At 49.6% G+C, this 12,392-nt stretch carries 10 protein-coding genes and 1 pseudogene; 3 read left to right on the plus strand and 8 right to left on the minus strand.

Annotation, left to right across the window (positions count from 1 at the left end; all coding sequences use genetic code 11):
- Positions 1-25: 25 nt before the first annotated feature.
- The 8 genes from E0496_RS16925 to E0496_RS16960 all read right to left on the minus strand — a co-directional run bounded on the left by E0496_RS16925 (position 26) and on the right by E0496_RS16960 (position 9,562).
- A complete protein-coding gene (locus E0496_RS16925; RefSeq protein ID WP_141502963.1) occupies positions 26-2,107 on the minus strand; it encodes a glycoside hydrolase family 43 protein in 2,082 nt (693 codons plus the stop codon).
- A gap of 24 nt (positions 2,108-2,131) precedes the next feature.
- The gene (locus E0496_RS16930) at positions 2,132-2,938 is read right to left on the minus strand and encodes a carbohydrate ABC transporter permease (RefSeq protein ID WP_141502964.1); all 807 of its coding nucleotides are present in this window, start codon (positions 2,936-2,938) and stop codon (positions 2,132-2,134) included.
- A gap of 18 nt (positions 2,939-2,956) precedes the next feature.
- The gene (locus E0496_RS16935; protein WP_141502965.1) at positions 2,957-3,847 is read right to left on the minus strand and encodes a carbohydrate ABC transporter permease; all 891 of its coding nucleotides are present in this window, start codon (positions 3,845-3,847) and stop codon (positions 2,957-2,959) included.
- 110 nt (positions 3,848-3,957) lie between these two features.
- The gene (locus E0496_RS16940) at positions 3,958-5,307 is read right to left on the minus strand and encodes an ABC transporter substrate-binding protein (RefSeq protein WP_141502966.1); all 1,350 of its coding nucleotides are present in this window, start codon (positions 5,305-5,307) and stop codon (positions 3,958-3,960) included.
- 122 nt (positions 5,308-5,429) lie between these two features.
- Positions 5,430-7,058 (minus strand): response regulator transcription factor, encoded by a 1,629-nt coding sequence (locus tag E0496_RS16945; protein ID WP_141502967.1) that lies wholly within the window; start codon positions 7,056-7,058, stop codon positions 5,430-5,432.
- Entirely contained in the window at positions 7,051-8,832 is a 1,782-nt protein-coding gene (locus E0496_RS16950; protein WP_161601453.1) for a cache domain-containing sensor histidine kinase, read from the minus strand. Before E0496_RS16950 ends, E0496_RS16945 begins: the two co-directional genes overlap by 8 nt.
- Before the next feature lie 146 nt (positions 8,833-8,978).
- Entirely contained in the window at positions 8,979-9,143 is a 165-nt protein-coding gene (locus tag E0496_RS16955; RefSeq protein WP_241674836.1) for a hypothetical protein, read from the minus strand.
- Positions 9,144-9,238: 95 nt separating this feature from the next.
- The gene (locus E0496_RS16960; protein WP_206669791.1) at positions 9,239-9,562 is read right to left on the minus strand and encodes a Rossmann-fold NAD(P)-binding domain-containing protein; all 324 of its coding nucleotides are present in this window, start codon (positions 9,560-9,562) and stop codon (positions 9,239-9,241) included.
- 438 nt (positions 9,563-10,000) lie between these two features.
- Between E0496_RS16960 and E0496_RS16965 the strand changes: the two genes are divergently transcribed.
- The 3 genes and pseudogenes from E0496_RS16965 (at position 10,001) to E0496_RS16975 (ending at position 12,319) form a co-directional block, all read left to right on the plus strand.
- Positions 10,001-10,192: a transposase gene (locus E0496_RS16965; RefSeq protein WP_206669792.1), complete on the plus strand. Its 192-nt coding sequence runs from the start codon at positions 10,001-10,003 to the stop codon at positions 10,190-10,192.
- Positions 10,167-10,454 (plus strand): transposase, encoded by a 288-nt coding sequence (locus E0496_RS16970; protein ID WP_141502971.1) that lies wholly within the window; start codon positions 10,167-10,169, stop codon positions 10,452-10,454. The genes E0496_RS16965 and E0496_RS16970 overlap by 26 nt, the downstream gene beginning before the upstream one ends.
- Before the next feature lie 594 nt (positions 10,455-11,048).
- Positions 11,049-12,319, plus strand: a pseudogene (locus E0496_RS16975) (IS110 family RNA-guided transposase).
- Positions 12,320-12,392 lie beyond the last annotated feature (73 nt).

Raw genomic sequence — 12,392 nt, forward strand, 5'->3', positions numbered from 1 at the left:
TAAGTTAAAGGGGTAGACCGTTCGCCTACAAGGCCGTACAGCTGGTTTCACGGAAAGTCGCCTCTCCTGTTCCGATAAAGCCCGGTACGCCTCCTAGCCCATCTATCGCGTCAGCAAACCATATATGCTCGTCTACGCGGATGGTGAGGCTGCTTCCCGCCACCGTGCAGGATAGCGTATGCCAGCCTGTCCAGTCAAAAGAATCGGCGGCTAGCGATGCAACCAAAATTACGTTCACTGCACCGTCCATGCGCTGCAAGGTCGTAATCGTTTCAGCAGCCCGGCTCAAGATGACCTCTACCCTGTTGCTTTCATCGGAGTACGATGCAAGCATGCCGAACGCAGCCCCGCGCTTGATCAGAATATCCGTTTCGAAGCGATAGGCATGGCCTGCCTCAGCAGCACCGAATGGCTGTATTTGCCACAAGGTGCGGCGATTATGATTGCTGCGGCAGTGCAGCTCTCCGCCGCTCACGCGGCAAACGCCTTCACCGTCCACACGCTGCAGGAGTTCTGCGAAAGAGCTTCCATTCTCAGAAGTCAAAGCGGCATGCCGCGTAACCTCAAAGCCAGCGAAAGCTGCTGACGTATAGCGCGTATGCATGCCTACGCTGCCGCTAACGATTGGGAAGCTTGCCTCGATGACCGAAACGCCATTAAGCTTAATGATGAAATGCCTTCCCGTTTTTTCTACGCGCAGCAAATGAAAGGCAGCAAAACGATAAGCCTTAGGCAGCGCATGCTCGATCGCTTCATGCTGAACGCCTTTGTAGACAGCCTGTGCCCGCAGTACCCTCCGGCCTACGTCAAACAATACCGAGACATAGCTGCTCTCGTCCAAATATGCAGCATAGATTCCATACAAGCCGCCTGTATGGTCGTTATGCCACTTCATGCTGGCCTCAAGAACATAGTTTGTATATTGTTCACGGGTTACAGCTCCGGCAACAACGGCTCGGTTCGCCTGAAGGGCCTCCCTGTTTGCTTGCGACCAATCGCCAGCCATCGTCAGCCAATGTCCGTCTAAACCTTCGCCGCTGCCATCGAACAAATCACGCAGGGCTGGCCGTGCAGGTGCCGGCTGCTCCGCGTACGAAGGACCAGCGATATATAGCTGGTCTCCTCTCCAAAGCAGCGGGTCGGCACGCATCGTGCGCTGCTCGCGGTTCATGTCGAGCACATCGGCCGCATTGCGCCCATGGTAGAACACCCATTGATCTACGTTGTTCGGTCCGCGGATGACAGAGTTATGCCCGACTCCCTCTACGCCCTCATTTTTGCGAAGGAGCGGCTTATATTGATCATCGGAAGGATATTTGAGCCAATCCAGCTCAAGAAGCGATTGCCCCTTGCCAGCATCCGCCATTGAATAGCCCAAGAAATAGTTCGGCCGAACATAGGCATTTCCGCTGTACATCATATAATGCTTCAAACCGCGCTTCAAGTAGAAAGCTCCCTCGATCGTATGCCAATCACGGCCGTCGCCGAAACGGTTTTCTTCATAAATTTCCTCGTCAATCGTAGGTACAACGACAATCTGCGGCTCTCCCGCCGGCGTCACCATATCGAGGAGCCGATCAACCAGAATGACCGTGCCTGCGCGGTCACGATCTACGCCAGAGTATTCATTATTAGAATAAAACATATAATAATCGCCATGCTCATCCTTTACGACATGCGCATCCAGCGAAAACGTATCATAAAATGTCCGTACATACTCAAACGGTCCTTCCGGTGTCTCGGATACGGCAACCATCAAGCGCTCCTCATGCACATCCTCTGAATGCTCGGGCATAGAGGAAACGTACAAATAGAAGTGGCCGTTTTCGTAAACGGCTGCAGGCGCCCAATAGTTTTTGCGTCCTGGTATTCGAAAGCCAATACCAAAATGCTCCCAGCTTAGCAGATCATCCGAGCGGAGTACGACTACTCCCGCTTCGCCAGTCGCATAGGTGTAATAGCATCCATTATGCTTCAGCACATACGGGTCTGGATGCACGAGCGTCAACGGCTCTGCCTGGCCAGCTCCAGCCTTAATCGGAAGCGGATTGTGATACGAATTGGCGCCATTCAGCGGCATTCCATCTGCTTGCGTTCTTTTGTCCATATGATTATCCTCCAATGTTCTAATTTAGCTTTTTACTGCCCCAGCAGTCAATCCGGATTTCATCGCATTCTGGCCGAACATGTAGACGATGACAGAAGGAATGGTCATAAGAATGAGCGCTGCATACAGCTGGGCGACCATTTCCGGCGTTTGATTCGTCGTTCCCGTGAAAAACTGCGTAGCCAGCGTTACCGTATACATCTTCTCGTCGCGAATGAGCAGCAGCGGAATAATATAATCGTTCCACGAGTAAATAAAGGTCAGCACTGCGATGTTGATAATGGCCGGTACGCCCAGCGGAATCATGATCGTTCTGTACATGCGGAACGACGAGGCGCCGTCAATCATGCCCGCCTCCAAGATCGCGTTCGGAATGGAATCGAAATAGTTTTTGAGAATAAGCAGCATGAATGGGGCATTGAAGGCTACCAGCGGCAAAATAACGCCTGCGTAGCTGTTCATAATGCCCAGTGTCTTGGCCGTGAAGAACAGCGGGGACATTACCGCAGTTGCCGGTATTGCCAAGCAGGCTACGAGCGAATAGAACAGCACATCTTTAAGCTTGAACTGCATTTTGGAGAACGCATAGGCAGCAAGCGTAGCGAGCAGCCCGACAACAGCCGTCGTACACACGGCGATGAAGAAGCTGTTGAATACGACTAGGAAATAGTTGACCTTCGGATGCTGGATGACCGCCAAATAATTGCCGAAGCCGTTGATTCCAAGCGATTTAATAACCGATTGCACGAGCGGGTACAGCCAAATGAGCGCGAATACGGCCAACACGGCCTGAATCGCCCACTTATCTATTTTTCGCAAATTAATAAACATAGGACTCACCTCTTCCTGTTATAGATCACGCTGCTGGCGGTTCGTATATTGGATTTGCAGCACCGCAAGCACAAGCGCGATAACCAGAATCGTAACGCCTGCTGCCGCGGACATGCCTCCGTTAAATTCCTCTATCGCTTTTTTATACACATAGGTGGTCAGAAACTCCGTCGAGCGTCCGGGACCGCCGCCAGTTAGCAGCGAGACGATATCGAACGTTTTGAGCGATCCGACGATGCCGAGAATAACGAGCGTAGAGGTCGTGCCCCCAACGAGCGGAACCGTAATCTTGAACAGCGTACGCCAGAAGCCGGAGCCGTCAATTTTGGCAGACTCATAGATTTCATCCGGAATAGCCAGCAGCGCCGAATAATAAAGGGTCATGCTGAAGCCCATCCATTCAAAAATATTTACGATAATAATGGACATCAGCGCGTATTTGGGATCTCCCAGCCAGGAAACGGCCAGAAAATCAAGCCCGATTGCGCGAAGACCTTCGTTCAAACTACCGAAATTCGTATCCATAATAATGCGGAAGATCGCCGCGATTATAATCGGCGCCATAATCGTCGGGATGAAATAAACCGAACGGAAAATCGCATGCCCCTTCAGCCTCGCGCGCAGCAGCACTGCCAGCATTAAGCCAAGCGCTGCTTGTACGCCGACCGTACATACGAAGAAGATTAAATTGTTGCGTAACGCGATATGGTAAGACTTATCGTCAAACAGCTTGATATAGTTATCGAAGCCGATATATTTCATGTCCGTGTCGATGCCGTTCCAGGAATGAAAGCTTGTGTATACGGTAAATCCAATGCAGTAATACAGAAACAATCCCGACAATACAAGTATCGGCAGTACATAAAGATACGCTCTCCAGCCGGAAAGCACTGAACGGTTGCCAGTCATGGTGCATCACTCCTCCATTTGCCAATTCTCTAGCTTGCTTCTCTCTCTACTAACAAGAAAAGAGCATGAATACCGACTCGCATATCCATGCTCTTTGTTTTCCTTACCGATTAATTGCGGTCAATGCCGTCCGAAATCTTTTGAATATCCTTGAGTGCCGTTTCTATGCTTTTGCCTGCCGCGACATCCTGCATCGCTACGCCGATTGCATTCGTAAGCTCCGGATAGTCGAGCAGACGTTTGCCGATCGCATTGGCAATAGCGTCATTTACAGTTTTGATGCCTTCGCGCTCAGCTTCGAACTTGAATTGATCGAGCGATTGAATTTGTACGCCAACCTTGGCAGGCGAGCCTTGAATGAAGTCCGCCATAATTTGCTGGCCTTCGCCTTGCGTCATGAACTCAAGCAGCTTCCATGCCGCTTCCTTGTGCTTCGAGCTTTTGTTGATTGACAGCGCCGTATCTACGCTCGCCACCGCTCTTGCTTCATTTGGTCCGATTTGCGGAAGCAGGAAAATGCCGATTTCGTCATTTTCGATTGCGGTACCGTCTTTCTCGCCGCCCGGCAGGCTGAAGCCTGCATGCCATGAGCCAGTTAGGAACATAGCTGCTTTGCCGGAGTAGAAGTATTGGTCACGCGCATCCGGATAAGTCGACAAGCCGAGTGCTCCGTCCTGCATCACTTTGTCGGTGAATAGCTTGCTCCAAGCCGTCATCGTGTCAACAAATACCTGGTCTGTCCATGCCAGCTTGCCTTGCTCGGCTTCATAAATTTTGCCAGACGCGAACTGGTTGCTAAGCGATACGAACATATCGACGTCGTGCCAGATATCCTTTGCTCCGAAAGCTACGGGAACGATGCCGTTGCCCTTTTCACGAATGGTGGCATTAACGGTAAGCCATTCCTCGTAGGTTGCAGGCACCTTCGTAATGCCAAGCTTATCGAAGATCGTTTTGTTATAAAGCACGAACTCTTGGCCCGTAAGATTAAGCGGCAAAGCTACCATCGTGCCATCCGTAGCTTTAACTTGGTCAATCGACGCTTTCACGAATTTGTCTTGCCAGCCTGCTCCCCAATTTTTGTCCGCAAGCGCCTCAATCGGCTCCAGTGTATTCGCGTATTGATTCAGCATCCCGCCTACTTGCATGCCTAGCAGATCCGGACCTTCATTGGCAGCCATGGCAACCTGCAGCTTCTTTTGGAAATCCGTTTGCTCGCCGCGCCAGTAATCAACCTTGATGTTCGGGTTAGCTGCCTCGAAAGTAGCAATGGCCTTCTCTGCTTGTACGTCAGTCGGTACCCATGACCAGAAGGTCACCGTTTCCTGCTCGCCGGAGGCAGCGCCTCCGTTATTTCCCGTGTTTGATTCTGCGTTCTTATTACCGCATGCCGCAGCTGTCAGCAGCAGGCAAACCGACAATGCCAGTACAAGTACAAATTTAAATGATCCTTTTTTCATATTCCCATCTCCCCTTAGATGTGTGCTTCTCTTCTTGCTCCTTAATCATAAAAAAGAAGAGCCCGTTCGCGGACTCCATTATTTTTACTTTTACTCTATCTTTTTTACTTTTTGTAGTCGAACTACCGCTTCTGCTGTTTTTCGTACTCAAGCGGTGTCGTTCCGGTTATTTTTTTGAATACAGTAAAAAAATAATTATAGTGGTTAAAACCAACCTGCTTCACCACACCCTTGAGGTCTGTGTCACCGGTCCTTATGAGCAGCTTAGCCTGCTCCACCCGCACATGGTTAACATAATCGGTAAACCCCTGTCCACACTCCTCCTTGAACATTCGGCTCAAATAGGAGGCATTGACCCCAATGACCTCCGCAGCCTCCTGCAAGGTTATCGGCTCTGCATAATGCCTGCGGATCCATTCCATCGTCCGCCTCGTGTTATCGGAGTACAGTGTATCATGCACGAACGGACGCAGCGCTTGTACAAGCTTACGGTAAATCTCCAAGATCCACTCCTTCAGCTCAGTCAGCGTATCGAACTTGCCTATAGCTTGGTAAGGATTATGGTCGTTTCCGAATAACTCCTGCTCAGCTATGCCCGCCTCCTTCGACTTGCGGTTAACGAGATGAATAAGCTCGACCGCGACCATCTGAGTCGTCTTATGCGGAGCTCGCGCCTTCCCCATCCGGGCAAACAGCTCGTCGATTCGAAGAATGAGCTCCTCCTCATTGAGCGTCGCAAGCAGCGACAGCAGCTGTCTTTCCAGCTTTACGTCTACGGAGAAACTGACGCTGGAGGCTTCCTTCCGCTGAAGTCCAGGCCAGATCACGACGTCTCCGCTTTCATAGAAGCGCTCCTGCAGCGCCTTGTCCGCGTCTTTGTAGTAACTCGGCAGCGTCTCCACCTTGTTGCATATTTCACTTACGCTGCAGCTTATGACTAAATTTAGCTGACGCTTCGCGCTCACTCTAATACGCGACAACGCCTCCGATATGATTGTGTGCCATATAAACTTGCTGTTCGTATCAAAAGAAAAAACGAAGGCGAATTTCCCGTTTTCAATGGGCGCCATATACGCATTTCCCGTATCAGCCAAAATGTTATCCGTAATATCCATAAAGGAGCCGTTCATGAATGCAAGCTCCTTCGCATCGAATCGGTCCTCTAGCTTCCTTCGGCTATCCCATTCCGCAACGACCACTGTCAGCATACGGAGGTTCAACGCGACATCAAGCTTATCCGCCTTCAGCAGGAGTTCCTCTTCGCTGCCATAGCTGTGCTGAACAAGATCTCTTACGAAGTCCCGAAGCATCGTCGTCTGGTTCTGCTGCATTTGCTTCTGCATATGTATCGTCTTCTCGTGCGCCTCCTGCTCTTTGGCGAGCAGCTCCTTCGCACCAGCCAGCGCTGCCTGCAAGATGCTCGCATCCAGTTCATGCTTCAGGATATAGTCCACCGCGCCACGGCGCATACTGTTCTTCACGTAATGCACATCGCTATAGCTGCTGATTGCAATTACCTGCGTATGGGGAAATCGCTCCGCGATGTAATTAATAAGTGCAAGCCCGTCCATGCCGGGCATGCTCATGTCCGTAATTACAATTTCGGGATTGCGTTCATCCAGGAGCTTAAGTGCCGCCTGCCCTCCGTTTGCTTCTCCGCATAAGAGGAAACCGTTGGCTTCCCAGTTCATCATGTTTTTCAGCTTGCTCAGCATAGGCAAGTCATCGTCCACCAATAGCACGTTAAGCATCCTCGTTCTCCCCTTCCGCTTCGATCGGAATCCTCATCGTCACCGTTGTAAACAAGCCTGACACGCTTTCAATCTGGAGCCCGTAGCCCGCTCCGTAATGGAGCCTGATCCGCTCCTGGACATTGCCGAGCCCGATTCCGCTGAACCGCGACTGATTTTTCTCTGCCACCTGATCGAATATAGCCGCTAGCCGCTCCGGCTCGATTCCAACGCCATTATCAGATACCTGCAGCATGATATGGCCTTCATCGCCGTACCCTTTCACCATAAGCTGGCCTCTTCCCTTTAATGGCTCCAGTCCATGGATCAGCGCGTTCTCCACGATCGGCTGCAGCAAGAACTTCAGCATACGTGCTTCTAAAATACTTTCTTCAATATCGAAGACCGCATCAAATTTATCATAATAGCGAAACTGTTGGATGTTCAAATAATGCTCTAAATATTGCTGCTCCTCCCGCACCGAAATAAATTCGCCGCCCTTGCCCATGCTGCTGTGCAGAAGCGTAACGAGCGATGTAACCAGCTGCTTGATATTGTCAGCCTTCTGAACATCGGCAAGCCATTTGATCTGGTTCAACGTATTAAACAAGAAATGCGGATTGATCTGGGCTTGCAGCGCCTTGAATTCGAGTAACCGCTTCTGCTCCTCCGTCTTCTTCACGTCATCGAGCAGTTCGCGCAAATTGATAACCATTGCATTAAAACCGCGGCTCAGCTCCTCGATCTCGTCGCCAGACGAAATCGCAATCGGATCGGACAGGTTTCCGGCGCTTACCCTTTTCATCGCATGACGCAAGCGTCCGATATTTTTCGTGATTTGGTTCGAAATAATCGTCGCGACGATCAAGGCTGCAATGAGCGTCAGCACGGGAATCAGCATGATGTTATTAGCTGCTTTCCTGCTCTCGGCGAGCAGCTCGCTTCGCGGAATCAGACCGACCGTCGTCCAGTTCGTATAATCCGATGTATGGTAGACAACGAGATGCTCCTCGCCGTTTATGCGCATGCTAAGTTTTCCTGAACTGTCCGTGAGCAAGGGAAGCACACTCGCGTAATCCGTTCCGGCAATTGGCTTATTAATATCCTCCGCGCGGGGAGAATACACAAAGCCCCCTTTATTGTCCAGCAGGAACAGCTGGCTCTTATTCGGCAGCGGCGTATTGAATATGCGCTCGACCACCTCGTAGTTAAAATCGACATTTACGTATCCGACTGCTTCGCTACCGTTCATGATTGCCCGCGAGATGGATACGACGTTTTGATTCAAATAGGCGGACACCTTGTTCAGCTTCGTATTGGCATGCGTCGTAATAAATACTTTATTACCCCGCTGCTTAAGAAGCTGCTCGTACCAAATCGAGCGCATGAATTCATCAGCAGGTACCGTAGACCCCTGCGTATAGCTGCGCCCACCGATGCTTGAGACGAGGATGCTCGAAATGTAATATTTGTAGCCGTATAGGCTCGAAATGAAATTGTCGAGCTTACGGTCCTTTTCGAGCCGTTCGATTAATGTTTCCGTCGCATCGGGCAGCAGCATGTCAATGACATTCGGTTTATTCAATGAAATAATCGTGCTTATGTAATCAATATCCTTCAATGTGAGCTCGAAGCTCTTGTTCGCGTCCAGTATCGTTCGTGACATAAAGCTCTCCGCAGATTCCCGCTGGCTGTCGTAATATTTGTTGTACCAGAGTACGCTTACGATAGACAGGGAAGCGATGATCACAACCGAGAAGCTTGCGAACAGTTTGGTGCGTATACCGGTTCTCATGCTGAATCTCCCATTCTTTTTCTGCTCTTTTTTGCCATCTATCATACTCCTGATGCGCGAGCAGGACAAGCATACCATGTAAAACACGAGAGGATGAAGTGCAGCAAGAGCCGCTCGCGTCATCGCGAACGGCTCTTTCCAACTCTTTATTCAAATAAATTAATCGCTTTGTCCTTGACTTCCTCCAGTATTCGCTTGCGAGCATCTTCATCGATTTGGAGGGCGCTTCCAAAAAAGATATATCCTTCTGGCTTATTGCCGCAAAACTCATAAATACTGGTATATGAAAACATTTTGAGGCCATCATACATGCCTGTTCTGCTGTAAATCTCAGACGGCGTGCCATGCGTATTGATAATAAGTCCCTTTTCGCCTGAAAGCAGCTAGTTTATGTCTATCAAATGCTTCATAAATAAGCGAAACCTCCGGAGATATGGGATCCAGTCTGCCTTAATGTTGCCTCTTTCCTCTGCATTATGTAAGCCCAACCTGCTTCTCGCTCCATGTCCAATGTCCAAAACCGAAGAACAAGCTCAGTATTTGTTGTTTTGCTTGAAGTGGCGACGTTCTTGTTGTCGATCAAATAGTGTCCGGTCAGACCAGCCGTTTCGTCGCTCGCAGCCAAATAAAAGACAGTTTCCGCTCCTTCAAACAGGGTTCGGAAAACCGGCTTGCCGAAGCCTGTATTTCTATATACGCCGATATTGATCGCCACGGCTCCGGGATGCACGCATTTAATGAGCGTATCTGCGAGGAGCCTCGCTTTTTATCTAAGGGATTATAATCATATTCCAACTTGGAGAAATAAAAAGCGCTTTGTTAACTTTAATCTTTCGATAAAATCGTTTTAATCATAACCTATCTTCTTCATAAGCTTGACTGCTAATAAAAACAATCCGCTTGAATCCAGCCTTGCAGACCCTTGGCCTAGCTAAGACGGCGAACGCCATTTTCCCTACCCACCACATCCTTCAGTATCTCATCATCGGTTGGCTCCTAGGCTGTGAGCGTCTTTTTCACTTTAAATTTCTACAAGGCGATGCTTTGGTCCGTCATGCGCTAGGCGGTCGTTTGCCCCTATCACTGTCTGCTGATCAAAGAGTTTCTTCGCTTCGGTGCTTCCCATGAGGAGCTCGCTCCTGCGCTCAGAAAGCTTAATGTGGAGATGGTGACTTCCTTGCTACCGGAGTCGCTCATTCTAGATTTGGATTCCACCGTCGATACAGTCTACGGCAACCAAAAGGGTGACGAGGTAGGCTACAACAGCCATAAGCAAGGACGCAAGAGCTATTATCCCTTGCTCGTGTATGAAGGAGAGTCCAGGATGCTGGTGAATGCCGCACTTCGCGGTCATTCGTAAGATTCAGCATTACGATCAGGATCAGAGTCACCTTGAATTAGATCTCCTCTGGCAATATGAAGCGGTGGTCACCACCGAGGTGTGGGAAGCCTTGGCTGTATGGCGTTTCTACAACCAGCGCAGCTGTATGGAAAACTACATCAAGGAGGGCAAGAATTATTTCTCCATTCATCGTATTCCGACCCCGTCCTTTGCTGCCAAAGAGATTGATCTGCTGCTCAAAATGTTTGATTACAATCGATTTGAGCGCTTAACGCTTTAATGTTGCGACCCAATTCAACGCTCTTTTACGATCCAGCGGTTTCGGCGAGAGTTTATTCACTGTACCGGTGTGCTGGTACGAAGTGGTCGCCAGGTCACCTTAAAACTATCAGAATTGTTTCAAAACCAATGGGCGTGGCTTCAAATGGAAGTGGTTACCTTGCTGATTTTTTCAAGTCCTTATTCTTATGGGCTTTCGTAATTTAGGTTACTTTGCTGTTGATTTCCATTTGTATGTTCTTCTTTAAAAGTATCACTGTTAATTATAATGCGCTAATTCGTTGGTACATTGTAATTGACAGTGATGTTTTTCTTTGGAAAAGTAAGGCATTTCGATTTTGAATAATTCGGTCTTAACTCCTTTTGAATATGAGTGGCAACTCAACAACCAAAATCTCGTCTCAAGCTTATGTTACAACTTATCGATTCAAAGTCTTTGATATCTCAACATAATACAAGATCGTTTAACTATCGTTTCCCGTCAGGATTCCTGTAGAGCGTTAATTTTGCGCTTTGCACAAAAACGAGCGCCTCCAGTAAGATGGGGTAGTCACGGGTCATAGCCCTTTAGCCATCTTAAGGAGGTCGCTCTATCTTGAAGTTTAAAGCTCAAACCAAACAAAATCAACTGCTCGAACGTATTTCAACTCAGCACCTTGTCGTCGGTATCGACATCGCCCAACAAACCCACGTAGCGCGGCCGTCAACTTCCGTGGCATTCTGCTAGGCACTCCGCTTCACTTCTCCAACGACGACACCGGCTTCGGCCTATTGTTACAGTGGATGAGAGGTTTGCAGGAAACGCACCAACTAAACGACACCATCATCGGCATGGAACCCACCGGCCACTACTGGCTCGGCCTTGCTGCTTGGCTCAAAGACCGCAAACTCGAGGTTGTCTTGGTGAATCCTCATCTCGTCAAAAAGAACAAGGAAAACCGCGACAATACTCCATCTAAAAGCGACATCAAAGATGCCTTTGTAATCGCCGATATGGTGAAAAACGGCTCCTACACCTTCATCAAAGAAACCAGTGAAGTGTTCATGGAACTGCGCGTTCTCATGGCGAACCGGGAGACCATTGTCCATCGTCTCGTCAGCGTCAAGAACCAGATCCACCGCTGGGTTGACATTGTGTTCCCTGAGCTGCGGCAGGTATACAAGCATCTCATTGGCTCCGGATCGCTTGCTACACTGCGTCTCTTTCCTACGCCCGCCGATCTTCAAAAACTCACCGTTTGCCAGGTAATCGACGGCTGGAAAACGGTCATGAAGCGCCACAGCGGTGAACGAAGAGCTGGCGAACTTCTGGCTCTAGCAGCACGCTCAGTCGGCGCCAAGCATGCCGAGAGAGCCTACAAACTTCATCTGCAACAGCTGCTCGCCGAATACGATCTAGCTAAGGAGCAACTGCAGGTCATCGAGGATGAAGTCGCGGCTGCACTGGTCCGGATTCCACAAGCCGAGCCGCTGCTAGCCATTAAGGGTATGAGTATCCTGTCAGTCGCCGGCATTCTCGGTGAAGCTGGGGATCTCAGTGGCTATGCACATGGTAACGCGTTGCTACGGCATGCCGGCCTTAACCTGGCTGAAGCGAGTTCAGGCAAATGGAAGGGCCAGATGTCCATCAGCAAACGTGGCCGACCAAGGCTTCGACACGCTCTTTTCATGGCAACCATGGCCCTCATCATGAACGATGTATCGTTTAAACGACAGCACGAATTGAATGTTAAGATGAAAAACATGAAGCCTATGCGTTCCGTGATGAAGCTTTGCGGCAAGTTGGCTCGCCTCCTAGTTGCTATGGCACATAGCGGCGAAGCTTATGAACCGGATCGAGCTCATTCTATGAAACAAACTGCTTAGCCGCTTCTCAGTTAGCACGAAAATTGGCTTATTCGCAGGATCTCAAGACTGCACGGAGTACCGGATTGCATTG

The sequence above is a fragment of the Paenibacillus luteus genome, assembly GCF_006542765.1.
In the GTDB taxonomy this organism is placed as follows: domain Bacteria; phylum Bacillota; class Bacilli; order Paenibacillales; family Paenibacillaceae; genus Pristimantibacillus; species Pristimantibacillus luteus.